27 protein-coding genes are annotated in these 25,345 nt (G+C 51.5%); 17 read left to right on the top strand and 10 right to left on the bottom strand.

Annotation, left to right across the window (positions count from 1 at the left end; genetic code table 11):
* Nucleotides 1–161 precede the first annotated feature (161 nt).
* On the top strand, nucleotides 162–773 hold the full coding sequence (locus AC5FXQ_RS11820) for a hypothetical protein (protein WP_493602631.1): 612 nt from the start codon (nucleotides 162–164) through the stop codon (nucleotides 771–773).
* 1 nt (nucleotide 774) lies between these two features.
* On the opposite strand, the gene AC5FXQ_RS11825 is transcribed toward AC5FXQ_RS11820, so the two are convergent.
* Nucleotides 775–2,190 (bottom strand): high affinity choline transporter 1, encoded by a 1,416-nt coding sequence (locus AC5FXQ_RS11825; protein ID WP_493602632.1) that lies wholly within the window; start codon nucleotides 2,188–2,190, stop codon nucleotides 775–777.
* 176 nt (nucleotides 2,191–2,366) lie between these two features.
* On the opposite strand from AC5FXQ_RS11825, the gene AC5FXQ_RS11830 reads away from it, so the two are divergent.
* From AC5FXQ_RS11830 to AC5FXQ_RS11865, 8 genes are all read left to right on the top strand, one after another.
* Nucleotides 2,367–3,269: a M48 family metalloprotease gene (locus AC5FXQ_RS11830; RefSeq protein ID WP_493602633.1), complete on the top strand. Its 903-nt coding sequence runs from the start codon at nucleotides 2,367–2,369 to the stop codon at nucleotides 3,267–3,269.
* A gap of 103 nt (nucleotides 3,270–3,372) precedes the next feature.
* Nucleotides 3,373–4,095: a head GIN domain-containing protein gene (locus tag AC5FXQ_RS11835; RefSeq protein WP_493602634.1), complete on the top strand. Its 723-nt coding sequence runs from the start codon at nucleotides 3,373–3,375 to the stop codon at nucleotides 4,093–4,095.
* A gap of 14 nt (nucleotides 4,096–4,109) precedes the next feature.
* The gene (locus AC5FXQ_RS11840) at nucleotides 4,110–4,700 is read left to right on the top strand and encodes a hypothetical protein (protein WP_493602635.1); all 591 of its coding nucleotides are present in this window, start codon (nucleotides 4,110–4,112) and stop codon (nucleotides 4,698–4,700) included.
* Between the two features lie 215 nt (nucleotides 4,701–4,915).
* The gene (locus AC5FXQ_RS11845) at nucleotides 4,916–5,125 is read left to right on the top strand and encodes a hypothetical protein (RefSeq protein WP_493602636.1); all 210 of its coding nucleotides are present in this window, start codon (nucleotides 4,916–4,918) and stop codon (nucleotides 5,123–5,125) included.
* Between the two features lie 55 nt (nucleotides 5,126–5,180).
* A complete protein-coding gene (locus AC5FXQ_RS11850; RefSeq protein WP_493602637.1) occupies nucleotides 5,181–6,101 on the top strand; it encodes a M28 family peptidase in 921 nt (306 codons plus the stop codon).
* A gap of 206 nt (nucleotides 6,102–6,307) precedes the next feature.
* On the top strand, nucleotides 6,308–7,081 hold the full coding sequence (locus AC5FXQ_RS11855) for an outer membrane beta-barrel protein (RefSeq protein ID WP_493602638.1): 774 nt from the start codon (nucleotides 6,308–6,310) through the stop codon (nucleotides 7,079–7,081).
* 121 nt (nucleotides 7,082–7,202) lie between these two features.
* The gene (locus tag AC5FXQ_RS11860) at nucleotides 7,203–8,222 is read left to right on the top strand and encodes an SDR family NAD(P)-dependent oxidoreductase (protein ID WP_493602639.1); all 1,020 of its coding nucleotides are present in this window, start codon (nucleotides 7,203–7,205) and stop codon (nucleotides 8,220–8,222) included.
* Between the two features lie 62 nt (nucleotides 8,223–8,284).
* Nucleotides 8,285–8,797, top strand: a complete 513-nt coding sequence (locus tag AC5FXQ_RS11865) for an NUDIX domain-containing protein (protein WP_493602640.1) — start codon at nucleotides 8,285–8,287, stop codon at nucleotides 8,795–8,797.
* Between the two features lie 74 nt (nucleotides 8,798–8,871).
* Here the strand turns inward: AC5FXQ_RS11865 and msrA are convergent, their stop codons facing one another.
* The 3 genes from msrA to AC5FXQ_RS11880 all read right to left on the bottom strand — a co-directional run bounded on the left by msrA (nucleotide 8,872) and on the right by AC5FXQ_RS11880 (nucleotide 12,203).
* On the bottom strand, nucleotides 8,872–9,414 hold the full coding sequence (msrA, locus tag AC5FXQ_RS11870; protein WP_493602641.1) for a peptide-methionine (S)-S-oxide reductase MsrA: 543 nt from the start codon (nucleotides 9,412–9,414) through the stop codon (nucleotides 8,872–8,874).
* A 111-nt stretch (nucleotides 9,415–9,525) separates the two neighbouring features.
* A complete protein-coding gene (locus AC5FXQ_RS11875) occupies nucleotides 9,526–10,224 on the bottom strand; it encodes a DUF6565 domain-containing protein (protein ID WP_493602642.1) in 699 nt (232 codons plus the stop codon).
* 80 nt (nucleotides 10,225–10,304) lie between these two features.
* A complete protein-coding gene (locus tag AC5FXQ_RS11880) occupies nucleotides 10,305–12,203 on the bottom strand; it encodes a glycoside hydrolase family 3 protein (RefSeq protein ID WP_493602643.1) in 1,899 nt (632 codons plus the stop codon).
* A 226-nt stretch (nucleotides 12,204–12,429) separates the two neighbouring features.
* Between AC5FXQ_RS11880 and AC5FXQ_RS11885 the strand changes: the two genes are divergently transcribed.
* The 4 genes from AC5FXQ_RS11885 to AC5FXQ_RS11900 all read left to right on the top strand — a co-directional run bounded on the left by AC5FXQ_RS11885 (nucleotide 12,430) and on the right by AC5FXQ_RS11900 (nucleotide 15,523).
* Nucleotides 12,430–13,227, top strand: a complete 798-nt coding sequence (locus tag AC5FXQ_RS11885) for a rhomboid family intramembrane serine protease (RefSeq protein ID WP_493602644.1) — start codon at nucleotides 12,430–12,432, stop codon at nucleotides 13,225–13,227.
* Between the two features lie 29 nt (nucleotides 13,228–13,256).
* The gene (locus AC5FXQ_RS11890) at nucleotides 13,257–13,976 is read left to right on the top strand and encodes a TVP38/TMEM64 family protein (protein WP_493602645.1); all 720 of its coding nucleotides are present in this window, start codon (nucleotides 13,257–13,259) and stop codon (nucleotides 13,974–13,976) included.
* A gap of 398 nt (nucleotides 13,977–14,374) precedes the next feature.
* Entirely contained in the window at nucleotides 14,375–14,875 is a 501-nt protein-coding gene (locus tag AC5FXQ_RS11895; RefSeq protein WP_493602646.1) for a hypothetical protein, read from the top strand.
* Nucleotides 14,876–14,959: 84 nt separating this feature from the next.
* A complete protein-coding gene (locus AC5FXQ_RS11900; RefSeq protein ID WP_493602647.1) occupies nucleotides 14,960–15,523 on the top strand; it encodes an HD domain-containing protein in 564 nt (187 codons plus the stop codon).
* A gap of 64 nt (nucleotides 15,524–15,587) precedes the next feature.
* On the opposite strand, the gene AC5FXQ_RS11905 is transcribed toward AC5FXQ_RS11900, so the two are convergent.
* A complete protein-coding gene (locus AC5FXQ_RS11905; RefSeq protein ID WP_493602648.1) occupies nucleotides 15,588–15,779 on the bottom strand; it encodes a hypothetical protein in 192 nt (63 codons plus the stop codon).
* 193 nt (nucleotides 15,780–15,972) lie between these two features.
* Here AC5FXQ_RS11905 and AC5FXQ_RS11910 point away from each other — a divergent pair, with 193 nt between their 5' ends.
* On the top strand, nucleotides 15,973–16,974 hold the full coding sequence (locus AC5FXQ_RS11910) for a sterol desaturase family protein (protein WP_493602649.1): 1,002 nt from the start codon (nucleotides 15,973–15,975) through the stop codon (nucleotides 16,972–16,974).
* A 51-nt stretch (nucleotides 16,975–17,025) separates the two neighbouring features.
* On the opposite strand, the gene AC5FXQ_RS11915 is transcribed toward AC5FXQ_RS11910, so the two are convergent.
* Nucleotides 17,026–17,460: a DUF4890 domain-containing protein gene (locus AC5FXQ_RS11915; protein ID WP_493602650.1), complete on the bottom strand. Its 435-nt coding sequence runs from the start codon at nucleotides 17,458–17,460 to the stop codon at nucleotides 17,026–17,028.
* Between the two features lie 128 nt (nucleotides 17,461–17,588).
* The gene (locus AC5FXQ_RS11920; RefSeq protein ID WP_493602651.1) at nucleotides 17,589–18,638 is read right to left on the bottom strand and encodes a nucleoid-associated protein; all 1,050 of its coding nucleotides are present in this window, start codon (nucleotides 18,636–18,638) and stop codon (nucleotides 17,589–17,591) included.
* Nucleotides 18,639–18,923: 285 nt separating this feature from the next.
* Here AC5FXQ_RS11920 and AC5FXQ_RS11925 point away from each other — a divergent pair, with 285 nt between their 5' ends.
* Entirely contained in the window at nucleotides 18,924–19,604 is a 681-nt protein-coding gene (locus AC5FXQ_RS11925) for a porin family protein (protein WP_493602652.1), read from the top strand.
* A gap of 71 nt (nucleotides 19,605–19,675) precedes the next feature.
* On the opposite strand, the gene AC5FXQ_RS11930 is transcribed toward AC5FXQ_RS11925, so the two are convergent.
* Both AC5FXQ_RS11930 and AC5FXQ_RS11935 read right to left on the bottom strand, forming a co-directional pair.
* A complete protein-coding gene (locus AC5FXQ_RS11930) occupies nucleotides 19,676–20,392 on the bottom strand; it encodes a response regulator transcription factor (RefSeq protein ID WP_493602653.1) in 717 nt (238 codons plus the stop codon).
* 75 nt (nucleotides 20,393–20,467) lie between these two features.
* Entirely contained in the window at nucleotides 20,468–22,663 is a 2,196-nt protein-coding gene (locus AC5FXQ_RS11935) for a sensor histidine kinase (protein ID WP_493602654.1), read from the bottom strand.
* Nucleotides 22,664–22,805: 142 nt separating this feature from the next.
* On the opposite strand from AC5FXQ_RS11935, the gene AC5FXQ_RS11940 reads away from it, so the two are divergent.
* Nucleotides 22,806–23,909, top strand: a complete 1,104-nt coding sequence (locus AC5FXQ_RS11940) for a T9SS type A sorting domain-containing protein (protein WP_493602655.1) — start codon at nucleotides 22,806–22,808, stop codon at nucleotides 23,907–23,909.
* A gap of 118 nt (nucleotides 23,910–24,027) precedes the next feature.
* Complete coding sequence (locus AC5FXQ_RS11945; RefSeq protein ID WP_493602656.1) at nucleotides 24,028–25,023, top strand: alpha/beta fold hydrolase; 996 nt, start codon at nucleotides 24,028–24,030, stop codon at nucleotides 25,021–25,023.
* A gap of 20 nt (nucleotides 25,024–25,043) precedes the next feature.
* Here the strand turns inward: AC5FXQ_RS11945 and AC5FXQ_RS11950 are convergent, their stop codons facing one another.
* On the bottom strand, nucleotides 25,044–25,271 hold the full coding sequence (locus tag AC5FXQ_RS11950; RefSeq protein WP_196115716.1) for a hypothetical protein: 228 nt from the start codon (nucleotides 25,269–25,271) through the stop codon (nucleotides 25,044–25,046).
* Between the last annotated feature and the right edge of the window lie 74 nt (nucleotides 25,272–25,345).

Consider the following 25,345-nt stretch of genomic DNA (forward strand, 5'->3'; position numbering starts at 1 on the left):
CTGTAAACCAGGTATGGCAAAGAGGCTATACCTGGTTTTTGTGTGTATACACTTCAATTTTTTATGAATTATACTAATTTAGTATTATAAAAGCTTAATTTGTAACACTTTAAACAACCAGGGGCGTTATCTAAAACAGATAGTATTTAGGACATCTAAACATGAATAAGATATGGAGCATGGCCTTGCTGCTGATGCTGGCGATGGTCATCTATTCCTGTAAGCAGGCGCAGGATATAAAAGCTTTTACAGAAGCAAAGTACAGCCTGCAAAGCGTACGGGACATAAAGCTCAACGGGATAGATGTGGAGCAGCGCATACAGGAGCGTCGTGGCTTTTCGCACGAAGAGCGCGACAGTCTGTTGGCAGCCGTGACCAGTAACTCGCTGGAAGTAAGTTCTACGCTGGCCCTGCACGTCACCCTGCAGGAGCAAAGCGAGGAAGCACGACACCTGACCATCACGCGCATGAAATGGCTGTTGGAAGTGGATGGCGAAGAGGCTTTGACAGGTGTTATCGAGGAAACTATGGTGCTGCAGGAGGGCCTGAACCTGCTGCCGATCGCGACACCTGTGGGCTTGGTCCCAGATGGAAATTTGCCCAACTATACAGGCCTGTCCAGGTTGATCACTCTGCTGGGACAGCGTACGGATATACGGGAGCATGTGACGCTCAAGATCAAGCCGACGATTAAAACACCGGTGGGAAACGTAGAGTCGCCCGCGTATATCACCGTGACCAAACCAACCGGTATAGTGGCTTTTTTTAAATAAGTTATACCTGCTTTTTTATGGCCAATGGCTCAGCAGGTATAGGTTCAGCCCGTAAATGGGATATCAGTTGACCTGCAAGCAATCCGGCTATGCTGGCACCCAGTCCATAGAGCATCGGGTTAACGGTCGTTTGGAGGTAAAGGCAGAGCAGCCAGCCGGCCATACCTGCGAGGATAGACACATTGGCAGCCAGCGCAGAGGTGCGCTTCCAGTACAGGCCTGCGACCAGCGGCACGAACAGCGAAACCAGACTCAGGGCAGAGGACTCACTCACCAGTTCATAGATATTGCTGCGCAGCAGCGCCATTCCCAGCGAGACAGCCGCCACAACGAGCACGCTGATGCGCGAGAGCAACAGCATTTGCTTATCGCTGCGCTGGCCAAGTAGCGGGCGTAGCATGTTCTCACTCAGCACAGCTGCGGGAGCCAATATGCCGCCGCTGGCCGTGCTGATGATCGCCGAGATCAGCGCCCCGAAGAAAAGCACCTTGATCAGCAGTGAATCCAGTCCCATGATAAGGCCGGGAACAAGCAACTGGGCGTCTTCCTGCATCAGTTCGGGATGCAGCGTGCGGGCGTAGAGAGCCAGCAGCAGCGGCATGAAAGCCACCGTCAGGTATAGCAGGCCTGCGCCCAGCGAGGCAGCTACCGCCACCTTCTCCGACTTTGCCGACATCACCCGCTGGAATACATCCTGCTGCGGAATAGAACCAAGCCCGATCGTGATCCAGAGGGCAATATAGTTGAGCCAGGTAGTGGGGCTGCGGTCAGGGGGCGTCATCCGGAAGAAGCCGTCAGGCAGGGTGGCTGTGATCTGCTCCAGCGGCATCCGCTGGAGCAAGGTATAGGTAATGAAAATAAGTCCCCCGATGATCATCACAGTCTGCACAAAGTCCGTGATTGAAACTGACCACATACCGCCCATGTAGGTATAGCCGACCACGATCATACTGCCAATGATAATGCCGGCGGCTGTGGAAACCCCGAACACCTGGTTCATCACAATGCCCAGGGCGACCATCTGTGCAGCGATCCAGCCGAAATAGGAGATGACCATGAAGAAAGCCGCGATCTGTTCGGTGGTGCGGTTGAAGCGGATACGGTAGTAGTCGCCTATGGTAAGCAGGTTGAGGCGGTAGAGCTTTTTGGCGAAGAAGAGGCCGACCAGCACGAGGCAGAGCGCAGCGCCAAAAGGGTCTTCGATTACACCCAGCAGGCCGTGTGAGGCAAACTCCGAGGAAGCGCCGAGCAGTGTTTCAGAGCCAAACCAGGTGGCGAACACCACGGCCGTAGAAATATAGAAAGGCAGGCTCCTGCCAGCCAGCAGGAAATCGCTGGTATTGTGTACCCGTCTTGATGCCCAGAAGCCCACTCCCATGTTGAAGAGCAGGTAAAGGATCACAAAAAATAGCAGCATACCTCCAAATCAGTCAGGCAAAATTAGAAATAATTCGTGCAGCTGCCAAAATGCCCTTTTTAGAAGAACGAAACGCTCAAGTCTGGCAAAGTACTTGCATGGAAGGGTATACCAGCTTCCGCCCATTTTTCGTTTTGGATATGCTGTATTCATCCATCTACAGAAAGGGAAATAATATGAATCGATTGAATAGAATAAGCCTGGCACTGCTGCTGGCCCTGACTCCGCTCCTGGCGGCAGTGGCAGCGCCCGGTGCGGAGCCTTATGCCGCCGCCAAAGCCGCGCCCCGTGATGTGATCGGTGAGATCATCGACGTGATTGGGCTGAAGCCACGCTTTGAGGTGCGTTCTGCCAATATTGAGAATGCCGCTGCTGTGATCTACAATGGGAAACGCTACATCCTTTATAACGAACATTTCCTGGCTGCCATCAACAATGCCGTACATACGGACTGGGCGGGCGTAAGCATTCTGGCGCACGAGATCGGGCATCACCTCAACGGCCATACCTTGTCGCGGCAGGGCAGCAACCACGCCGATGAACTGGAAGCTGATGAGTTCTCTGGCTTTGTTTTACGCAAGATGGGTGCTAGTCTGGAGGAGGCGCAGGCTGCCATGAAGGTATTGTCTGATGAAAGAAGCTCTGCCACGCACCCGGGCCGCAGCTACCGGTTGGCGGCTATCAGCAAAGGCTGGGGCAATGCCGATGCGCAGCTGCTGGCGAGTGCAAACGGCCATCAGCGGGAGTCGCAGGCCATGGCCGGCAACAGCCAGCAGGCAAGAGAGCAGGTGCGACAGCAGCCAGCCAGAACCAACACAGCCTCACAGGGACTGGACAGCCGACTTGTATTGCGCAAAGTAGTGTTCAGCAATGCGCCGGATGAACAGTTCTTCCTGACTACAAGGTTGCAACTGGTGCACATGACCGAGCGTGGTGCCCGCATCATTGGCAAACTGGCCCGTACCAACAATCGCAATTACCCTTTCTACTTTGAGAGCGAATACCTGCAGGGTTTGTTTGTGACCGATAATGGGGTGCTGGTGAACCAACGGGGGCAACGAGTGGGGCACTTTAGCTAAAAATTGGTGATAGTGTCAAAATATTGAGCAGACGGAGCCGTCAGTTTTATGCAGCTGTAGCAGGAATAACTAACTTGCAACGTTAATTTAGCTACATAAAACTATGAAATCTACTAATTTTGCATGCTGGATGCTTTTGCTCATCCTGCCTGCTCTCTTGCTTGTTTCCTGTGGTGATGAAGTGGATTGTATCAGGGGAAGAGGAGATGTGGAGAGCCGGGAGTTTAACCTGGATGCAGTTAACGGGCTGCGAGTGAACGGCGATACCCGTGTCTTTGTTAGACGGGGAGCCACGCAGCGTATCGAGGTTAGAGCGCAGCCTAACGTACTGGACGCGATCAACACCAATGTAGCCAACGGGGTGTGGGACCTCAGTTTTGACAGGTGCCTGCGCAGCCACAAGACCGTTGAAGTACACATGACCGTGCCGGAGCTTAGCAGTGCCGAATTGATCGGGTCGGGGCGGATAGAGTTGCAGGATGAATTCGAAACAGATATCTTCCGGGCGGTGCTGGACGGATCAGGTTATCTTTGGATCAATGTGTCAGCCACAAAAGTAAGCAGCAGACTTACTGGTTCGGGTAAGATTGATCTGGTAGGTGCTGCTGACGTAGAGGAGATCAATCTCTCCGGCTCGGGCAGCGTAAAATCTTTTGGTCTGAGCAGCGAGAACGCCGGCGTAGTGCTGAGCGGCTCAGGCAATGTAGAGGTTCATGCATCCAATGAACTGGCCGTTACGATCAGTGGAAGCGGGAATGTATATTACCAGGGAAATCCGACTATTAATTCAAGTATATCAGGCTCAGGCAAAGTGATAAAGCGCTGAGCATAACAAAGCAAATGATCAAAAAAACAAATCTATTAAGTCTCGCTCTGCTGCTAGGTATAGCCTTATTCGCATTTTCATGCGGCACCAAGAGCGACGTGGATGCTTTTAAGGAAGCAAAGTATAGCTTGTCAGGTATAAATGAAGTGAAGCTGAATGGCGTGAATGTGCTGAACAAGAAGCGGCCGGAGGACTTTTCTCTCGGGGAAGCGGCCCTGCTTTTTACGGCCTTCTCTGACAATAACCTGTCCGCCTACTCCAGCCTGGGACTGAACGTAGAGCTGGACGAAGCTAGCCAGGATCGCAGCATGACCGTGACTAAGCTGAAGTGGCAGCTGCTGCTCGACGGCAAGCAAACGCTGAGCGGCATCGTGGACGAGCCGGTGGAGCTCCGTCACGGACTCAACACCATCAACGTGCGCACGCCTATCCGGATAGCTGAGGAAAATGGCAAGCCAGGGTATAACAACCTGCTGCGCCTGGTTACCATGCTCACCAAAACAGATGGCACCAGCCGGCCGGATGTGGTACTGCAAATCAAGCCGACCATTCAAACATCAGTGGGACCAGTAGAAGTGCCTTCCTTTATTAATGTAAGGAACTAAAATACAATTAATTGTGATATCCTGACGGGCCGGTTTTCTGATCGGTCCGTTTTGTTTTTATGGCTTTCTGCACGCTCCTGGGGACTATTGTGTGTGGTTGTGCAGTTTATTTTAAAATTGTTGTAACATTTACAGTCAGTGAACGTATGTGGCACGCTCCTTGTTTAAATACTATCTGATAACCATTTGTAAGACCATTTATAACAGGAACGAACATGGAATTCGACGTAATTGTAGCAAACGACTTGCAGGCACTTGTAACGAGAGTACAGGACTATGTAAAAACAGGATGGGTGCTGAAGGGCGAGGTCTTTGAAAAAGACGGCAGCTACACACAAGAGGTAGAGCGCCGCGTGGCAGATCAGCAGAAGAAAGCCACTGCACGCCAGAAAAGCTGGATCTCCTGGCCTGTTGTGAACGGCTAATATATTTTGAGGGCGGGTTAGCATATTTATGCTAATTTCGCCTGAAATAGAACTTATGAAACGCCGCCTATCCCTCGCTTTTATTCTAGTGTGTGCCCTGCAGCTGACTGCAGTAGCCCAGAAACAGGTGCTCGACCCGCAGCTCCTGTTGCGTGACGTGCAGATACTGTCTGCCGACTCGATGGCAGGCCGGCTGAGCGGTACCGAAGGCAACCGGATGGCGCAGAATTATATAGAAAAGCGTTTCAACGAGATCGGATTACGGCCCTATAACAATAGCTACCGCCATACCTTCCGCCTGGAGGGTAGGGGCGTCGTAGTGGAAGAGGCCGTGAACCTGATCGGCTTTATACCTGGCAAAACGGACAAAGCCATTGTCCTGACCGCACACTACGACCATGTAGGCGTGCGCAAGGATGAGATCTATAACGGAGCCGACGACAATGCATCCGGGGTGGGAGCTTTGCTGGCCGCTGCCGCTTATTTCAAGAAGAACAAACCTTACTATACCCTGGTCTTTGCCGCGCTTGATGGCGAGGAGCTGGGCCTGCAGGGCGCCAATGCCTTTCTGGAGAATCCCCCGCTTGCTTTGGACCTGATCCAGCTGAACGTGAACATGGACATGCTCAGCCTAAACCAGAAGGGCGAGCTGTATGCCAGTGGCGCCTATCACTATCCGGCGCTTCTGCCGCTGCTGCAGCAGGTAATGGCAAGACCACAGGCCAGGTTACTAACAGGCCACGACCGGCCTGAGCAAGGCCAAAACGACTGGACAAAGCAGTCAGATCATTATCAATTCCACAAACGCCAGATTCCTTTCGTTTACTTTGGCGTAGAAGACCATCCGCACTACCACAAGCCGACGGATGTGTTCGAAAACATCAATCCCTCTTTTTATCCCGATGCGGCTGCACTCGTAATCGATTTTGTTCAGTTGCTGAACAAGAAGCGACCGGCTCTCCGTGCAACTAATTAATTCCTTGGATCATAAGATCTGATAAACTAATTGTATCCAATCGGGAAGGTATAGCACGTATTATAGTATAATGGCTATATTATAATGTATTCATAAAAATTAATAATCCTTTCTTTTGGCCCTGCGTAGATAGGGGGAGCAGGCCCACCACAGCCAATACCTGGGCTGCATGCCACACAACACTTAAAGAGAAACCTGTCTGAAGCATGAGCAGGAGCAGATACTTCCTTCTATTACTATGTTTGATCACCCTTACAGTCAGCACATCGGCCCATGCGCAGAATGGTGCCATACGCCGCATGGGGGTAAGTAAGATTCCGGAGCGCGGACTGGTTATTCAGGCTGGCGCGGGTATAGCCGCTGTGAAAAGCGATATATGCGGCAGCTATGGTTGTAATGATCTTGGCCCTGCTTTCAGCATTGGTGCCCTGTTCAAGTATAATCCCTTCTGGTCCATCAGTGGCGAGGTGGAGTACATCAAACTAGGCGCCTCCGAGAAAACCTATCAGGATAATATCACTTTTGAGTCCAGGGTGATCGAGGTATCCGGAATGCTGGTTTACAACCTGATGGATAGCTACGCCGGATCTAACAACTACCGCTCTTTGCGAAAGCGCTTTGCCGTGCCGTTTGTAAAAGGCGGGATTGGCTTTGTATATTACACCCCAAGTTCTTACCCGACCAACCGCGCCCCGAACTCTGATATCACCTATGACCGCCTGAGGTCATACCCAGCTATAGCCGGCGTAATTCCTTTTGGTGGAGGTATACGCTTCCGCTTATCCGACCAAATTAGTATCGCGCCAGAAGTGATGTACCAGATCACTACAACTGACTATCTCGACAACGTTACCCGGGTGGAGAACAATAAGGACCACTACGGCGTGGTATCAGTCAAGCTGCTCTATACCCCGATGCCTAAAAACGAGGTGTTCACGAGCAAGCGACAAGGTATAAACCCCTTCAAAAAGAAAAAATAAGCAGCATTATACCTGCCTGTTCCCGGTTACCGAACCTACATCACCCGCCTTCCCGTAGACAAAAAAGCCAGATCAGCTGTTTGTACGCAGCTTCCGGCTCTATTTGCTATACCCAAAATCTATGAAAACAGAACAGAAGAGAAACCTGTGGTGGCTGGCAGCCGGAGCGGGCGCTTTGCTTGCAGCCCGTGCCATTAACCGCAAACTGAATGCCTATAACTTCCGAAACAAGGTGGTGCTGATAACGGGTGGCGCCCGTGGGCTAGGCTTTGTGATGGCGCGGCAACTGGCCAAAGAAGGAGCGCGGCTCGTGCTGTGCTCACGCGACGAGATGCAACTGGAGGACGCCCGCATGGAGCTGGCAGGCAACGGAGCCGATGTGATGGTGCTGCCCTGCGACGTAACCCAGCAGGCGCAGGTAGAGCAGATGGTCGAGCGGGTGCAGCGGGAGTTCGGCCCGATTGACGTGCTGATCAACAATGCGGGCATCATCACGGCGGGACCGGTGGAGGAGATGACGGTCGGGGACTTTGAAGAGGCTATGCAGACGCATTTCTGGGGACCACTTTATACTACCCTGGCTGTGCTGCCTTCCATGAAGGAACGTGGTGCCGGGCGTATTCTCAACATAGCTTCGATCGGAGGTAAGTTGGGTGTGCCACACCTGGTACCCTACAGCGCCAGCAAGTTTGCGCTGGTCGGCTTTTCAGAGGGTCTGCGGGCAGAGCTGAAGCAGTATAACATCACGGTCACTTGTGCTTCGCCGGGTCTGATGCAGACCGGTAGTCCACGCCATGCCAACGTGAAGGGACAGCATGAAGAAGAGTATGCACTGTTCAAAATTGTTGACTCCAGTCCGCTGACCTCTATCACTGCAGAGCGATCGGCCAAATCAATACTAGATGCCTGTCGACACGGTGATGCCGAGGTGGTGACGTCTATACCTGCCAAAATCGGCGCCTTTGTGCACGGGCTCTCACCAGAAACTACCACCGATATTTTTGCTGTGCTCAACCGCATGCTTCCCGGGCCTACCGGAGAACAGCAAGCTAAGAAAGGCTATGAAAGTGAAACACCCCTTTCCATGTCTGGTCTGACGGAACGGACCCAGAAAGCGGCATTCCGAAACAACGAATTGTAACGACATATATTAACCTATCCCTGATGGCAAGCTATACCCTGGCATTGCCTATATTCGCCCTTATGGAAATTAAAAAAAGAGAGACAGCCTATGATGGCTACTTCAAGATCTATAAACTAACAGTAACGCAGAATGGCCATACCTTCACCCGGGAACAATTTGACCGCGGCACGGCGGTGGCTGCAATGGTCTATGACACAGAAAAGCAGCGCTACATCCTGACCAGGCAGTTTAGGGTAGGCTCTGAATCGGAGCTGGTGGAAGTGGTGGCAGGTATGGTAGATGAAGGTGAAAGCCCTGAAACCAGCATTGCCCGCGAGATAGAGGAAGAGATTGGGTATAGCGTAGACAACCTGACGCACCTGCACACCTTTTACTCTTCGCCGGGTGGCACTACCGAGAGAGTGCTGTTATACTACGCCGAAGTATCGCACCAGCACGCTAACGGCGGTGGCAAAGAGGATGAGCACGAGGATATTGAACTGGTGAGCTATACCCGGGAAGAGCTTCTGAAAGAAAGCTTCGCCGATGCCAAGACCATCATCGCCCAACAATGGGTGCAGCTAAACAGCTAGTAAAGATCAGACTGGCAGGTATAAGAATAGCCTCAGCCACTTACATTGTGGCTGAGGCTTTTTTTGCTGTTTGACTATCTTCTGGCTTCAGGCTTGAGTTTGTCTTCAAACACTTTTCTTACCTTGTCTACTTTAGGGCGGATCACGAAACTGCAGTAAGGCTCGTGCCCATGGGTGTTGAAGTAATTTTGATGATAGTCTTCGGCCGGGTAAAACTCCTGCAGCGGCTCTATTGTCGTCACGATCGGATCATCGAAAGCCCCCGCTGCATCCAGCTCCTGCTTATACCTTTCGGCCTTCTCGCGCTGCTCGTCGTTGTGGTAGAGCACGATGGAGCGGTACTGTGTTCCAATGTCATTGCCCTGTCTGTTCAGGGTAGTGGGGTCGTGGGTTTTCCAGAACACCTCCAGTAGTTCGTCATAACTGATAATATCGGGGTCATACGTGATCTGCAATACTTCCGCGTGCCCGGTGGCGCCTGAGGTTACCTGCTTGTAGGTTGGGTTTTCCATGTGCCCGCCCGCATAGCCGGACTCTACTTTCTGCACGCCTGCTAGGTCCTGAAACACTGCTTCGGTACACCAGAAGCATCCTCCTCCAAATGTCGCTTTTTCCATGGTTTTTGCTTTTAATTTAGGTATAGGCAATCATGCCCAGGGCTATTGGCTATACCTGTGCAAAGGTATAAGGCCAAAACCAGAAAGCCTTCAAATAGTTTTGCCAAGTCATTAGTTGCGCATATTGCGCATGGTGCTTTGGGCATCGGCGGCACCCTCCAGGGTCAGGTACTCTGCCTGCAGCGCTCTGATCTTGAGCTTGTCGCTGTTCGAAATCTGATTTTCTACCTGCCGGCGACGCTGGTTCAACTGCCCGTATACATTGTCCACGTAGTCCCAGTCGTGCTGGGTCCAGTTGCGGCGCTTGGCCCGTACTACCCCCATGAACGTAAGGTAAGCCTCCCGCATATCCTGGGGCGCTATGTTTTCAATGTTGTTGAACTCACGGAGCAGCTGCTCTTCCCACTGGTCCAGTTCGGAGCGGTCCAGTGGGGTGTTCAGCCGTCGCTCCTGTCTGTTTTCCCAGCGTTCGTAGCGCTCTTTCAGACGGGCATACTCAGCTTTGGAGTCAGCAGAAAGGCTGTCCAGGTTCTGCTCGATCTCAGCGGTGCGTCTCCTGAAGTCATCCTTGATTTCAGGCATCTCGCGCTGTATGGCCGTGTCGCCACGTTCGACTTTCTCGTTCATCCAGCCACGGAGTGACTCCAGACGCTCGCCAACGGTGCGGCCGGTGCGTTCCACACGGGCAGTGTCGGCGGGTACATCAACCGTTATTTCTTCTGTATCCTGCGCGGTGCGGTTACCTTCGCAACTCCAGAGTAGCGAGACAGCCAGCAGGCCTACAAGGTATGTTGTTCTATTGTTAAGCATTTCTTTTTCAAAGTTTTAGGGTTGGTGTTGTCAGGCGATGCCTATACTTGGCATAATACGCAAAGCACCCATACAAGATACTAAGGGCTGACGGCAAGTAGTGGTTTGTCTTTGCTAATGCCGTGTCCATACTGGTAGTGCCTGTTGACGGTAACGGGCAGCTTACCGCGTGCAGGTATTTTGCCAAACAGCAGTTTGGCTGCCGCCACCTGCGCGTGCATGTGGGCCTGATAAGCTAATATAAGTACCCGGCTCTTATGTATGTCCGGGAATTGGTTTAGGGTATAGGGGTTATCAAAGAGCGTCATAATAGCCCTGTTGGAGCGAGCCAGCTCTGTCACATAGGCGGTTGCTTCCTTAGAGTAGCCTAACCGGTTGTTGGGCGTCACACTCGGGCCGTAGAGCCCCACCAGCACCAGGTCGTAGCCTTTAAGCTTCTGCTTCATTTGTTTTACCTCTTTGGCATTGGCTTTTCGGGATATCACAAAGTCAGCGTCAATGCGGGCATGCCTGTTTACCTCCCGTTGGAAAATACTGGGGCGCACCACACCAAAGGAGAGTGTGGCGATGCGCTGGCGCTTTTTCTGGCGGATGGGCAGGAAGTTCTTGCGGTTGTTGAGCAGGGTCATGGCTGCTTCGGCCAGTGCATGGTTGGTGCTATCGGCTATACCTGGGTTCAGGTCCTCGTACAGGTTTTTCAATTCAATAGGTTTGTACCTGTCCAGGCCTACCCAGGCTTTGGCCGCCAGCATTTTTTTGCAGCGATGGTCAATCTCTTCCTGCGTCAGGTCGCCTCTTGCGATAGCCTGCTTTATAGCCTGAATGGCTTTAGGCACGCTGTTGAGGCGCTCCAGCACGTCGTTGCCCGCCATCAGGGCGCGTGCCTCTGCCTCACCCGGACTGAAGTACTTGGTAACACCCTTCATCACCATGGCATCTGTAAAGACCAGGCCCTTGAACTCCAGCTGGTTTTTGAGCAGACTGGTCACGATGGGCTTGGAAAGGGTAGAGGGCAGGTTATGGGTAGTGTCGAGCTGCTGCATGTGCATGTGTGCGACCATAATGCCGCCAATGCCATGCTTGATCAGTTCCCGGAAAGGGTATAGCTCCAGCGAGTCGAGTCGGGCGCGGTCATGTGGGATCACAGGCAGGTCATAGTGGGAGTCCACATCTGTGTCGCCGTGGCCCGGAAAGTGCTTGGCTACCGCGATGATGCCATTTTCCTGCATGCCACGCATGTAAGCCAGGCTTTTGGCGGTAACGTCCAGTTTGTCCTCGCCAAAAGCGCGGTAACTGATAATCGGGTTCTGGGGATTGTTGTTGATGTCGGCCACCGGGGCGAAGTTGACGTGCATGCCCAGTCGCTTAAACTCTTCGGCCACTTCGGCCCCCATGCGGTAGATCAGGCCATTGTCTTCTATAGCCCCCATCATCATCTGGAAAGGATACTGCACGGTGCTGTCCAGGCGCATGCCCACACCTGTTTCGGCATCCATCGAGATGAGAAGCGGCACTTTGGAAGCGGCTTGCAGTCGGTTGTTTAAGACAGCCTGACGCACAGGGCCTCCCTGGAAGTAGATGATGCCGCCTACCTTGTACCTGGTTACCAGGTTCATCACATCGGCCTCGTATTTCGGGCCTTGGTTGGAAAAAGCTTCAATAATGATGAGCTGTGCGATGCGCTCTTCGGGACTCAGTGTTTTGAAAACAGAGTCGACCCAGGGAGAGGGGTTTTCGATCGCCTCCACCAGCGTGCCCGGTCGTGTATAAGGAACCTCCTCGGGATAAAATTCGTGCTTTTGCTCTTCCTCACGCGCATAAGCGGCCCTGCTCGTGTCTGAGCTCTCGCAGGAACTCAGCAGCAACAGCAGCACACAGCACAGCAGGCTAAGGCCCGGAGCTGACAAGCGTCTGGCTAAAAGGTGAAGCGGATTAGCGTGCATGGTACTCGTGGTGAAATCACCTTTTATACTTCTCAATATTGAAATCGATTTTTGACTATACCCTTATACGCTCAAGAACAGGGCTGAAATGGAACTGTTACGATATAGAACGTGAAAAGTATGGATATAGCATACGATTTCTGACCTACAGCCCTTATCTTGCCACTATGCGGGATTATTTCTCCATGACCTGCCTTTACCCTTGTACGTATAGCCTGAGCACAGTGAAAAGCGCAATTACACCTGCTCCAAACAAAACCCTATGATGCAAGCAACTCCTTTGCAGAGTCACCAAAACCTGAAGGCCGAACATGAGCGTTTTGCTTACAGTTTTCTCCCAGGTACCTTGTTTGTAGGGCTCATCTGGCTGGTGGCGCTGCTCTCATACCTGGCTGAGGTGAACCTGGTTTGGTTGGGTATTCACCCGCGCGACTTCCTGGGGCTGATCGGTGTGTTTATGGGGCCACTCATACACTCGGGGCTCCTCCATTTACTTTCCAACTCATTTCCGCTGGTTCTGCTTTCCGGCTTCATCCTGTTTTTGCACCGCCCGGTTGCACTGCGTGTGTTCGTGCTGGTCTACGTGCTGAGCGGCCTTTTCACCTGGTTTATTGGCCGCGACGCTTATCATGTCGGGGCAAGTGGAGTCGTGTACGGCCTGGCGGGTTTTCTGCTGTTCAATGGCATTGTGCGCCGTGACAGGGCCGGCCTGGCTATTTCTTTGGCTATTCTGTTTTTGTACAGTGGCTTGTTTTATGGCTTATTTCCGTCGGAGGAGCGCATCTCCTGGGAAGGGCACCTGGGCGGACTGGTGGCAGGACTGGCAGCGGCTGTGCTTTACGGAGAGCATGTCGATAAGCAGGCGGCTATACCTGCTGAGCCGCCTCTTAGTCCGGGAGAGCTCTCGGTGCAGCAGCGACATCAAAGCAGTACCCTGGCTAACCCGCAGTATACCTGGCGTTACTCACTTGCCACTCATGTGCCGGGAAGGGTATATAAACATGCGGCTCGGATCAACACCCGCACAGGTATGCTGGAGCATCCAACCTCATCCAAGTAATCTGCGTCTAAACAACGAAAGGCTGCCTTATGACGAACAATACGACGACAAAGCAAGAAGATACAAAGCAAAGCAAATGGCCCCTGCTGGTGACGGCAGCCATCATCGCCCTGCTGGTGGGTGCATATTTTATCTCCTCCGATTTTCAGGCCAATATCAAAGAGGGCTGGGAAGTACTGACAAGCGGTGAAGAGGAGCGCATCTCCTCCTGGGTGGAGCAATTTGGCTTCTGGGGACCATTTTTTATTATTCTGGCCATGGTCGCCCAGATGTTCTTGCTGGTGATCAATGTGGTGGCGCTGATGTTGGTGGCTATCATTGCTTATGGACCAGTGTGGGGATCACTTATTGCGCTGGCCGCTGTGCTGGTCGCCTCCACTATCGGGTATTTAATTGGCCGGGGGCTAGGTGAGGCAGGAGTACGTAGGATCATTGGACAAAAGGCCGAAGAGAAAGTATGTGGATTTGTGTCGGAGTATGGGGTTTGGGCAGTGATCATTGCCCGCATTTCTCCTTTCCTCTCAAACGATGCGGTTAGTTTCGTTGCAGGGATAACCAAGATGGGTTATTTCAAATTCATTGGAGCGACTATGGCCGGTATTATCCCGCTCACTGTGTTATTGGCCTGGCTCGGCGAGAATGACGACCGCCTTATGAATGGCCTGATCTGGGTAGGTGGCATTAGCCTGGCGCTCTTTATAGGCTATGTACTCTATGACAAATACTTTAAGAAGCAGCAGCAAAGCTAATCTTTTGGTATTGAATAGGGGATTTTTTAAAGGCTTTATAAATTACAATTCTGCAGCTTAATCTCCGCTGAAAATCATCGCTCAAGATGATGCTCCAATGGAATGATTTTAATTTCTACTATAAATATTTGGTGAAAATTTTAAGTTTTTATTTTATCTCTCCTCTTGGCTGAAAACATTGATTTTAGAATAAACTGGCATCATACTCTACTTTTTGTATTATAAACTTTCACTATACTACTGTCCTAAATTCATCCATCTCATAAAACTTAATTTCTAAGCCTGCCGTTTAAGCGGGTTATTGTAATTGAAATGATGTTTCACGAAATGGATCGCATATGTTTAGGGTCAAAATACTCGCAGTAGTAGTTTCCATTTTTGTAACTTTTTTCGAAGAAATGGCTTTTCTGGAACCTGAGGATTCAAACCCTCCGAGCGAACACAAAGACCCAGATTTTTTAACTCCACGACTTATAGAAAAAATACAAGAATACCCCGAGTACCCAGAAACTTTCACCGTAACGGCCACTGTTTACTACCCCGAAAGAGGCCAGACTGACGGAAATCCCCTTGTCACTGCCGACGGCTCCCGCATCAACCCCAAAAACCCTAAAAAACACCGCTGGATTGCTCTTTCACGTGATATGCTGTCGCGTTGGGGCGGCGATATACAGTATGGTGATACGGTGTGGGTACGCGGCATTTCAGATGAACTGGACGGGCAGTACATCGTGCGGGACACCATGAACCGACGCTTCACAAATCGTATCGACATATTGGTAGGCCGCAAAGACAAGATCTATGGCAAGTGGGAAAACGTTAAAATTGCCAAAGCTGAATTTCCGGAAGTGGAGTATAACTTCCAGCCAAGCGATTTTGGCTTCGCTATGAATCGCTAAGCTTTTCAGGTGAGCTGTTCGATTCTGGTAGCAGGCTTGTTTGGTGATTTTGCTTATATTGGAGCTTCATCAAGCTTAAACGATATGACAAGAGACGAAGCACGCGCCATACTGGAGCAGATGACTACCAGCGAAAGCCTGTTGCGCCATGCCCGCACCGTAGAGCTGGTAATGGAAGCCTATGCAAATAAGTTAGGGGAGAATGCTGAAGAATGGGCTATCGCCGGCCTCCTGCACGATGCCGACTACCAAGCCTACCCGGAGCAGCACCCGAATGTGATCGTAAATCAGTTGCGCGAGAAAGGGGAGGAGCGCATTGCACATGCCATATCGGCGCACTATACACACTGGGGGGTGCCTTACGAAACCACCCTCGACAAAGCCCTTATCGCCTGCGACGAGATAACAGGTTTTATTGTAGCCTGTGCGCAGGTGCGACCACAGCGGCTCGAAGGACTGGGAGCGAGGTCAGTAATGAAGAAACTGAAGACCAGCGGATTTGCCGCTTCCGTTGACCGCGAAGAAGTGCGTATGGGGGCTGAGCTTTTTGGCGTGGACTTAAAGGAGCATATCGACTTTATCATCGGGGTACTGCAGCAGCACCAGTCTGAGCTCCAGCTCGAGCCTTTGGAGCAAAACGAAGCTTAAGCAACATAGCGTAAAATAATGCAGGCCGTGCCGGTGCAGTGATTGCGTCGGCACGGCTTTTCTTTTAAGCCAGGTAGTAGCGCAGCGCCTCCAGGCCCCTGGCATCATCCTCGGCCTCTACTACTTCGTCTATCACAAACTGAATCTCCTGTTCGCTCCAGTTCTCCTTCTCAGCAGCTTTGACAAACAGGTCGATGGCGGCATAGCGGTTGATGCCGGCAGGTAGGGTGAATTTTACTTTCTTTCGGATATTCATGGTATGTACTTGATTGGAGCAAGATTACGCAGCCTAATTCACAAAATCAATTTTTTTTGTTGATCCCCCTTTATCTAACGAAAGGCAGACCAGTGTTATGCCGGCGTTTGTATAGTAAGGCCTGCTGAAGGGACTAACCCTTTCCGGCAGCGGTCGTTACATTAAGCTATACCCCTGCACAAATGGATAGCTTATGGAGAAGGAAATCTTTATTATGGACCAAATCGCAGAGCTGGATAACTTTACAATCATGCATTTGGCGGCGCCTATTATCGTGGCCTCTGTGCTGATCGAATGGTATGTGGGTGTCAGGAAGAAGAAGAATTACTATGACAAGCGTGATTTCATGGCCGCTGTTTCCATTGGGTTGGGCAGCGTTATACTGGGGGCTATGCTCAAGGTCACTCTCTTTTACATATCGCTTGTCATCTACAATGCGGTGCCTTGGGCCATACCGCGGTCCTGGTGGGGGTTTGCATTGGCTTTTGTGCTGGTGGACCTGTGCCGTTACTGGGCGCACCGCATTTCGCATGAGCAACGCTTTTGGTGGGCAACGCATGTCACACACCACTCGTCTGAGAAAATGAACTTCTCGGTCTCCTTCCGCACCAGCTGGACCCAACACATCAAATTCCTGTTTTTCCTGCCCGTGCCTTTCATGGGCTTTGATCCATTAACCTTCTTTGTGTGCCACCAGTTAGCTGTGCTCTATCAGTTCTGGGTGCATACCGAGCTGGTCCGCAAGCTGCCTGCGCCTATTGAGTACATCTTCGTGACGCCCTCGCACCACCGGGTGCACCACGGCTCCAATCCCAAGTACATCGACAAGAACTACGGCTCCACCTTCATTTTCTGGGACCGCCTTTTCGGCACTTTTCAGGAAGAAGAGGAGCGCCCCATTTACGGGCTAACCAAACCTGTCAATTCATACAACCCAATTTACCTGGTGTTTCATGAATGGGTGGATATCTGGAAAGATCTGCTGCATGCCCGGTCGTTCAGAGAAGCCTGGGATATTCTGTTTAAGCCACCGGGAGCTGTCGTGACGGCTTATCAGCGGGAGCGGGAGGCACTGGCAGCACAACAGGCAGTTGCTCCTGAGGTGGCGCCCGCCCTTCAAGTGGCCACGACTATACCTGCCGATATGGAACTGGAGGAACAAACTAGCCCGCCTGAAAACAGGCAGGTGGGCTGAAAACAGAAAAGCATGGCGGCTGCCATGCTTTTCTGTTTTGCTCTATACAAACTAGTAGTTGTTGTCGTACTGCTGCCCCTGACCTTGGCTGGGGTTGCTTCTGGCCTCGCGCGGCACACCCATTTTCTCTTCGCGGCGTGACTGGTACTGGGCAAACTGCTGCTCTGTGAGGATGTCTTTGATCTGCGAAAGCCTGGTCTGGCTGATGATGTCCATCTGCTGCGCCAGTTTGGGGGGATTATCGCGGTGCTTTCTGCGTGCTTCTTCCGCAAACCTCATGCTGCTGCGATTTACATCTTTCAGCTGGGCGGCTTGTTTTGGACTAAGACGCAGGTTCTTTACCATACCGGCCGTTATCTCATCGGCACGCTGTTCCACTGTTTTAGGCGCACTTTGGGTTGTGCCAGCCTTTTGAGCGGGGCCCTGTGCAAACACGGCGGTCGCGGCAAAGGCAAAAAGTAAGGTAGCAAGAACTGATTTTTTCATATCTCTTTTAAAGCTTATCATAGGTGCTTTTTCTATATCAAATACTGTTCCGGTATTTTGGTGCAGGCTCCTCTGCAACAGGTCCAACGCAGGTATAGTTTCTATACCTGCTTGCCTGGCAGATAACGCTATGACTCGGAGTGGAAGTATACTTTGTAGAAATGCATACCGCGCTCCTGGTCGAAACCTCGCTCCACATACTGCTCACTCTGCTCCGGGTTGTAGCCGCTGAACTTGATCTCGATCTGGGTGTCGAGCTTGATGAAGTTGCGGAACTTGCGTTTCATGTTCTTCACCGTGTTTTTGTTGATGGCAAAATCGGTAAAGCCCTCGATGTCGCGCTCCTCGGCAAAAGTCTGCGTGTAGTTCTTGAAGCGCTCCGCCGTTTCCGGTTCGTCGATCACGCTGCTCGTGAACTCCTCCAGGTCAAAGGTCTCGCTCTTGGAGAAGTAGTCCACGGAGCGGCTGATGAAGTCCACCTGCGCTTTTTTGCTGTCGGTCTGGGCAAATACCTCTTCTGAGAAATCCTTACATAGGTTGAGCGCCGTTTTGGTGTTGAAGTTGGTATCCTTAAGTTCGGTAACGTGCAGGAAGTCCTCTTTCCAGAACACGGCGTCGGTGCTGTTGGCGTCCACGATCTTCACCCGGAAACCGTCCTCGGCCTCGGTGTTAAAGATCAGGCAGCCTTTGTCCACGCTCTTGATGTTCACACCGAAGTGGTAATTCATGCTCAGGTCATCATCTTCTTCCTGAAAGGTCAGGAAAGTGTCTTTGTTCTCCGACTTGAAAATACCGATCGCGTCTACGATGTCGTCTTCCATCACGCAGCCCGACAAATGCACCACATATAGCTCACCGCTCTTTACTTTGGGATGGTCCGACTGTTCGTAGAGGTGGTTGAGCACATGCACCGAGTACTCCAGAAACTTCTGTGGTTCTGTGAACATCAGGGCTGAATAGGCGAACATCTCATTCAGGGCCAGGTCAGAGGTATGATGGAAGCGGAAAAACTCCTCCTGTTTAAAAGGTGCCAGAAAGTAGTTGGTTAGCAGATCCGTCAGCTGCTCGTCCCTCAGATCGACCAGTTCCTTCGAAGCGATCACACCTTCTTCCTTTGCCTTATTACCTACCCTGTGCACGGCCAGCCTGTTCAGCCGCACCTGTCTTTTGTCATTCATCTGCCTATACCTTAATACCTGGCCCAACTGTGGGCCATGGGGCTGCAAAGGTAAGGTGCAAGTGGTCCTCTGGCCAAATAAGCAGCGCTATTAATAGAGCTTCGTTTTAAGCTGATTTTGTAACTGAAAAAAAATATTAAATACTTAATTATCTGATATTTAATTATTTACTATTTGTTATGAACTTTTTTAAGTCCCTAGATTCCAATTTGGCACGATTCTTACATCAGTGAGATTAAGCTGCGCAGCTTATTTCTTGTTTTTTAATATTTAAGGATAGGTGTGATGAAAAAGATATTTCTACTACTGGCCGTCGTTCTGGGAATGGCGGTAAATCAGGCAAATGCGCAGCAAAAACAGCCCGTGCGCATCGGTATAAAAGCGGGTGTGAACATGGCCGAGTGGCAGGGGCAAACGATCAACAGTGCCCAGGATCTGATGGATATGACCAATGGCTCCCTGAGCCGCGAGATGCGCGAAGGGTTTCATGTGGGCGGTGTGGTGTCTATACCTATAGCACCGGGCTTTGAGATCGAACCGGGCTTGCTATACTCTCAAAAAGGCATGCGCCTCACAGGTAAAATTCCGATGGAACAGTTTGACTTCCTGAATGCCGGTGTAACCGTGACGAATAAAGCCGAATACATTGATCTGCCGATCCTGGCAAAGATATTCATAGGTGACGGCTTCCATATTTTTGCTGGTCCGCAGTTCTCATACCTGGTGTCTAACAAGGTGCAGGTACGGGCCGGAGCGTTGGGTTTCAATGCCCTGAACCAGGAGTGGGACATGAACAGCGGCTTCCGTGAACTAGATGTGGCGGCAACCGGAGGTATAGGCTACCGCTTTGCCAGTGGCTTTAACCTAAGCGCCGGCTACGACTACGGTCTGACCACGGTGGACGCCAACCGCAACTTCGACACCTTCAACCGGGTGATCAAAGCCTCTGTAGGATTTACTTTCTAAAAAGATATTGTTTGTTAAAGTGTTTTGGTGAAACACACAGGCCGCTACTTTTGGTAGCGGCCTGTTTCATTTTATAGCATCACCCCATTGTGGGCGCACAGCCGGTAGCCCTGCCCATGTATGTTGATGATCTCCACAGCAGGGTCGTGGCGGAGGTACTTGCGGAGCTTGGCAATGTATACATCCATGCTGCGGCCCGTGAAGTAGCTGTCTTCGTGCCAGATGCGCAGCAGGGCCTCCTCCCGCGGCATCACATCATTCAGGTGTTGGCAGAGCAGACGCAACAGCTCAGCCTCTTTCGGCGAAAGCTTCTGGATTTCGCCGTTATAGTGCAGCAGGCGCAGTTTGTACTGGAAGCGATACTGCCCGATGTTATACTCTGTCACTTCCTGCTTTTCTATGGTCGGGTTGCCACCCTTGCGGTGCATGATCGCTTTTATTTTGTAAAGCAGCACTTCGGAGTCAAACGGCTTGGTGATATAGTCGTCTGCACCGATTTTGAACCCTTCCAGCATGTCCTCCCGCATAGCTTTGGCCGTCAGGAAGATCAGCGGCATGTCTGGCTGCAGCTTCTTGATTTCGCGGGCCAGTGTGAAGCCATCTTTGCCTGGCATCATCACATCGAGTATGCACAGGTCGAAGTTTCCCTTCCGAAAAGCCGTAATGGCCTGGCAGCCGTCCGGGCATAGCGTCACCTCGTAGTCATGCAGCTCCAGGTAGTCTTTTAGCACGATCCCGAAGTTCGGGTCGTCTTCGGCAAGTAGTATGTTCAGTCCTTTGTCGCTCATGAGGTGACGGATTTAGGTATAGATTTCAGATTAAAAATGCTGCGCCTGGTACTCTGGTTGCATGGCGCGGTGCTTTTAGACACTGGCTGGTAAAAATACCTCAAAGCGACTGCCTTTGCCCGGCTCACTTTGCAGCCTTATGGTTCCGTTATGGGCTTTTACGATGGCTTTCACGTAGCTGAGCCCCAGCCCGAACCCTTTCACGTCGTGCAGGTTTCCGGTCGGCACCCGATAAAACTTGTCAAATACCCGCAGCTGCGTGTCACGTGTCATGCCCATGCCTTTGTCTTCCACGGCCAGTAGGGTGCCACCAGCTGTATTGTAGGTTTCTACGCGGATGGCTGGGCAATCCGGCGAGTACTTATTTGCGTTGTCCAGCAGGTTGCAGATGACATTGTAAAAGTGCACCTCGTCCAGCTCAAGATCAGGAGCAGTGGCATGTAGCTCGGTAGTGATCATTCCCTGACGTTCTGCTACCTGCAGGTGTATACTTTCAACAGCTTTGAGCACCAAGGCATGCAGGTCAGTTCTGGCCAGGTTCATCTGGTAATCGTTCTTTTCGAGCCGGGCTATCTGCAGCACGTTCTCCACCTGTGCATTCATGCGCTTGTTTTCCTGCCGGATGATGCCGGTGTAGTACTGCACCTTCTCCGGACGGGCGTATACCTTAGGATTTGATATCGCGTCAGCGGCAAGCGAGATGGTCGCGATCGGCGTCTTGAACTCGTGCGTCATGTTGTTGATGAAGTCGTTCTTCATGTCGGAAAGCTTCTTCTGCCGGAAAATAATGTGGATGGTGGTGCCAAATGTGGCGACCATGATCAGGGTGAAGAGCGCCGAGAAAGCCAGCATCATCCAAAGTGACTTGAGTGCATAGGCCTGGCTGTCAGGAAAATATATAGCAAGGTGGTCAGATTTGTCAAAGATGTCGTTTGGAAACAGGCTGGCCTTGTAAGTGGCAAAAGAGTTGATGCCGCTGACAGGCAGGTGACTGGCCATCACCGTGTCCTGCTGACCGGAAAGCACCCAGTAGCCAAAATCCAGCGCAATGCCTTTGTCCCGCAGTTCGCTTTGTAGCATAGGCTTTAGTTCGTTCAGGTTCATGCGCTGCGCCAGGGGGATGTCCTTGGCTACATACTCCACGACCATTTTCTCCACTACATCATTTAGCTTTTCTTTTTTCGCCTCTATTTTGGCCGGATCCGGTTTGGCAACTGCAGCTGGCTGGGCTACCGTGTTCTGTGCAGACTTTGCAGCCCTGGCAGGTATAGCGCTCGATTTTGCCCTACCCTGAAGCGTAACACTTCGGGGACTAACATCCTGCATGGGCTTTCTTTCCTCCGGCCTGTGAATACTCCGGAAGGTGATCTTACTGCCCGAGAAGATCGTTGGATCCGATACGATGGTCTCTGTTAAGTTGCCGCCGCGGACGGTGTTTCCTTTTCTATAAATGAAAATGCTATCCTTCCGCACGTTGATAGAGGCTATTTCAGCGGGAGATAGCGTTTGGGTGAGATTATTATTACGACGGAGACTGTCCAGGTGCAGGGCAATATACTGCAGGGTATCCACCGAAAAGTGAATGCTCCGGCCATTGACCTGGCGGGTATACCTGACCGTGCTGTCTGGTAGCCGTCGTATACGCAAGGTGCTGTTCTGGCTCAGGCGCTGGGCGCGGGCTTGCATAGAGTCTGCCTGGGCCGCCATGTACCGGATATGCTCCATCGGGATGGGTGGCATGGCAGGCATATATACACCGGGGGGCAGCAAGTGTTGAACCGCTGAGTCCAGGGAGCTAAACTCCACCCGGAAACTGCGGTTGCCGGCATAGGGAAAGGCCTGCCCTTTAATGCTTCTGTAGAGCGTAGGCTTGTCTGGCTGCTGCTTTTCTGACGGCGCTATACCTTCTGCTGTCGCTATACCTTTGGCTTTGCTTTGTGAGGCAACTGCGCTGCTGCCCTGCGGCTGATCAGAAGATTCTGACTTCCTGGCGTTCGTAAAAGATACTTCGGTAAGAGGTGAAACTCCATGAAGAGGCACCGTTTCCTGTGCAGGCTGCTGAAGCGTGGCCATTCCGCTTGCCACTGCTGACACGGCCTCCTGCGTCTCCAGCTTTTCAACTACGCGGGCCAGCGCCTCGTGTACACTGCGGTCAAATTGCTCCTGCTTCACCTGTATGGCATCCGATATCCAATACAGCTGAAGGCCGACCATACCGAGTAACGATATGCTCATCAGCACGATAACACCTATGATAGTCAGTTTGCTCACATAACAAATTTACGTATTTCGACTGGCTTGTCCATCACTTTAACTTTTCCTTAACAGACTTTAACCTGGCTTTAACGCTTAGGGCTCCCGTGCTGGCGTACATTTGTAGAAACGATTCGCTAACCCATTATACCCCAACACTATGAACCTCTTTGTCAACCTTCAGACCTTACTCAGACTGGCTCTTGCTTTACTGATGGCACTCTTGCCCTTTTACCACACATTGGCGCAGGAGTCAGGCCAGCAGAAGCACAAGATGCATATCAAGATGATCCGCACCGTGGATGGTAAAACGGTGGTGATTGATACCACTTTTACAGCCGAAACGGAAGAGGCCATCGCCAAAGCCCTGAAAGCTGCGCGTCTGGATACAGCGCACATGCGCCTGCTGGATGGGAAGGTCAGAGCTTATACCTTGGGCAGAGAGGGAAATGCCATGTTCAGGGCCAGGGAACAAGGTATAGAAGGGGATAGTGCCATGCGGCGTGCTCTGAAAGAAGTGCGCGTGCTAACTCTCTCTGCCGATAGTCTGAGCAAGGAAATGGTGAAGCGAATGGAAGTACTGCGGGGAGAGGGAAAGAATCTGACGATAAAGGGGCATCCTGACGCTTTCATTAAAATGCACCGGGACTCGGCTTTTACGATCAGAATGTTGGACGGGGAGCGTCTGAAGGAGATAAATCCAAAGGAAATTGAGCGCATTGTCGTACAGGCGATGCCTAGTCCTGTCCGTATTGACTCGCTGATGAAACTGCACGAGAACCTGAATATCAAGGTGATTGTAAAAGACGGTGATAAGAAAGTATACCGCATCCATGAAGACGGTAGGGAAGAAGAAGTGACGGGTGAGGAAGTTGGGCTGCATTTTGCCAGGCCTGGCCGGGCTATCTTTCTCGTGCACAGGGCTAAGGTAGAGGATGTGTCGGAGGCCGACAAGGAGCAACTGAAAGCCACAGGTGCCCCTGTGGAAATGAAGTCCCGTGAGGAACTGAAGGTAGAAGAGATCAATTTCTACCCAAATCCGAACAACGGACGCTTCAAACTTAAGTTCGCGCTCAAAAACAAAGGCACGACCGTGGTGCGGGTGATGGATGACAAAGGCCAGGAGGTGTTTGTGGATACGGTCGAGAAGTTGGAAGGAGCATATGAGCGGGAGATAGACCTGACACCCTTTGGCCGTGGCTTGTACTTCCTGCAAGTGGCCCAGGGTGGCCGCTACCACACCAAAAAGGTGTTAGTACAGTAAATTAGATTTGTAGCATAGTTCAGTAGAAGAGCCCGGTGCCTGCAGTGCCGGGCTTTTTTGCATCATAACTCTTCCAGCCCACAGTAAGTAAAAAGAACATGACTTATACCTGAATCAGATGAAAAACTTTATATACCCCTTAATATTCCTGCTGCTTTGTCATGTTTCGGCAATGGCACAATCGCAGCGTACCTACAATGCCACCCTAAGTGATTATGCTTACCGCTACCCGGTGAACTACCTGGAGGTAGAGCAGGAGGGGCAGAAGTACAGAATGGCTTATATGGACGTGTCGCCGCCCACCAGTTTCAAAAATCCGCAGACGGTGGTCCTCCTGCATGGCAAGAACTTCTTGGGGGCCTATTGGCAACAGACAATGAACTTCCTGGCAGGGCAGGGCTTCCGGGTTGTCGTGCCTGATCAGCTGGGCTTCGGCAAATCAGATAAGGCAGAAGTGCACTACAGTTTCCATCAATTGGCGCAGCACACGCGGCAACTGCTGAACCACCTCAAAATCAATGAAGCCGTGCTGGTTGGGCACTCCATGGGGGGCATGCTGGCCACAAGGTTTGCGCTCATGTATCCGGAAACAACCGCCAAGCTAGTGCTCGAAAACCCGATCGGATTGGAAGACTACCGGCGCATAGTGCCTTACAAGAGCCTGGATGAGCTATACCAGGAAGAACTGAAGCGTACGGAGGCAGGCATTCGGGACTACCACAAAACCTACTATACCTCCTGGAAGCCGGCCTATGAAGAGTGGGTGCGTATACCTGCGGCACAGTTGAGCAGTCCGGACTACCCGCTCGTGGCACGGGTGGCGGCGCATACCTATGCCATGATCTACGAACAGCCTGTGGTTTATGAATTCAGTGAGTTAAAGATGCCGGTGCTACTGGCCATCGGGCTGGAGGACCGCACGGTGGTAGGCAAGGCCTATATCAAAAGTGAAGAGGAGCGGAAGCAGTACGGACAATATCCGCAATTAGGGCAGCAAACGGCAGGAGCTATACCGAATGCCCGGTTGCTGGAATTGAATGGGGTAGGACATATCCCGCATATCGAGGCAACTGATCAGTTTCACAAAGCGCTGCTTGATTTCCTGAAGCAGTAAGCTATACCTGATGCCTGATCTTAGTGATGGTGGTGATGATCGTGATCGTCGGGTTTGCTGTTGAAGTTAGCAATAGTGCCTAATCCAAAGAATACAAACCAGCAAAGGTATAGCGCGTTGAAATTCTCCACTGTTTTGTCAATAAACAGTAAGATGATGTTCGCCAGTATGGTCATCACCAGACCCGTCATCGCCACAAACTGGTAAGAGTTCATTTCACGCGGGTCATATATTTTCGATAGTTTCATAAGCTTTTTTGCTGCCGGTTCCTTCTGTAACGCAATCGGGATGCCATACGTGCCATCCGCTCGCGTTATTTCGC

Source organism: Pontibacter sp. LHS1 (genome assembly GCF_058932855.1).

Excerpts from the sequence above, each read along its gene's own strand:
- AC5FXQ_RS11915 (WP_493602650.1), bottom strand. The coding sequence starts at position 17,460 with ATGAAAAAATCAGTTCTTGCTACCTTACTTTTTGCCTTTGCCGCGACC.
- AC5FXQ_RS11860 (WP_493602639.1), top strand. The coding sequence starts at position 7,203 with ATGAAAACAGAACAGAAGAGAAACCTGTGGTGGCTGGCAGCCGGAGCG.
- AC5FXQ_RS11840 (WP_493602635.1), top strand. The coding sequence starts at position 4,110 with ATGATCAAAAAAACAAATCTATTAAGTCTCGCTCTGCTGCTAGGTATA.
- AC5FXQ_RS11950 (WP_196115716.1), bottom strand. The coding sequence starts at position 25,271 with ATGAAACTATCGAAAATATATGACCCGCGTGAAATGAACTCTTACCAG.
- AC5FXQ_RS11855 (WP_493602638.1), top strand. The coding sequence starts at position 6,308 with ATGAGCAGGAGCAGATACTTCCTTCTATTACTATGTTTGATCACCCTT.
- AC5FXQ_RS11905 (WP_493602648.1), bottom strand. The coding sequence starts at position 15,779 with ATGAATATCCGAAAGAAAGTAAAATTCACCCTACCTGCCGGCATCAAC.
- AC5FXQ_RS11835 (WP_493602634.1), top strand. The coding sequence starts at position 3,373 with ATGAAATCTACTAATTTTGCATGCTGGATGCTTTTGCTCATCCTGCCT.
- msrA (WP_493602641.1), bottom strand. The coding sequence starts at position 9,414 with ATGGAAAAAGCGACATTTGGAGGAGGATGCTTCTGGTGTACCGAAGCA.
- AC5FXQ_RS11890 (WP_493602645.1), top strand. The coding sequence starts at position 13,257 with ATGACGAACAATACGACGACAAAGCAAGAAGATACAAAGCAAAGCAAA.
- AC5FXQ_RS11920 (WP_493602651.1), bottom strand. The coding sequence starts at position 18,638 with ATGAATGACAAAAGACAGGTGCGGCTGAACAGGCTGGCCGTGCACAGG.
- AC5FXQ_RS11895 (WP_493602646.1), top strand. The coding sequence starts at position 14,375 with ATGGCTTTTCTGGAACCTGAGGATTCAAACCCTCCGAGCGAACACAAA.
- AC5FXQ_RS11930 (WP_493602653.1), bottom strand. The coding sequence starts at position 20,392 with ATGAGCGACAAAGGACTGAACATACTACTTGCCGAAGACGACCCGAAC.
- AC5FXQ_RS11885 (WP_493602644.1), top strand. The coding sequence starts at position 12,430 with ATGATGCAAGCAACTCCTTTGCAGAGTCACCAAAACCTGAAGGCCGAA.
- AC5FXQ_RS11865 (WP_493602640.1), top strand. The coding sequence starts at position 8,285 with ATGGAAATTAAAAAAAGAGAGACAGCCTATGATGGCTACTTCAAGATC.
- AC5FXQ_RS11845 (WP_493602636.1), top strand. The coding sequence starts at position 4,916 with ATGGAATTCGACGTAATTGTAGCAAACGACTTGCAGGCACTTGTAACG.
- AC5FXQ_RS11945 (WP_493602656.1), top strand. The coding sequence starts at position 24,028 with ATGAAAAACTTTATATACCCCTTAATATTCCTGCTGCTTTGTCATGTT.
- AC5FXQ_RS11940 (WP_493602655.1), top strand. The coding sequence starts at position 22,806 with ATGAACCTCTTTGTCAACCTTCAGACCTTACTCAGACTGGCTCTTGCT.
- AC5FXQ_RS11820 (WP_493602631.1), top strand. The coding sequence starts at position 162 with ATGAATAAGATATGGAGCATGGCCTTGCTGCTGATGCTGGCGATGGTC.
- AC5FXQ_RS11830 (WP_493602633.1), top strand. The coding sequence starts at position 2,367 with ATGAATCGATTGAATAGAATAAGCCTGGCACTGCTGCTGGCCCTGACT.
- AC5FXQ_RS11875 (WP_493602642.1), bottom strand. The coding sequence starts at position 10,224 with ATGCTTAACAATAGAACAACATACCTTGTAGGCCTGCTGGCTGTCTCG.
- AC5FXQ_RS11925 (WP_493602652.1), top strand. The coding sequence starts at position 18,924 with ATGAAAAAGATATTTCTACTACTGGCCGTCGTTCTGGGAATGGCGGTA.
- AC5FXQ_RS11825 (WP_493602632.1), bottom strand. The coding sequence starts at position 2,190 with ATGCTGCTATTTTTTGTGATCCTTTACCTGCTCTTCAACATGGGAGTG.
- AC5FXQ_RS11900 (WP_493602647.1), top strand. The coding sequence starts at position 14,960 with ATGACAAGAGACGAAGCACGCGCCATACTGGAGCAGATGACTACCAGC.
- AC5FXQ_RS11850 (WP_493602637.1), top strand. The coding sequence starts at position 5,181 with ATGAAACGCCGCCTATCCCTCGCTTTTATTCTAGTGTGTGCCCTGCAG.
- AC5FXQ_RS11910 (WP_493602649.1), top strand. The coding sequence starts at position 15,973 with ATGGAGAAGGAAATCTTTATTATGGACCAAATCGCAGAGCTGGATAAC.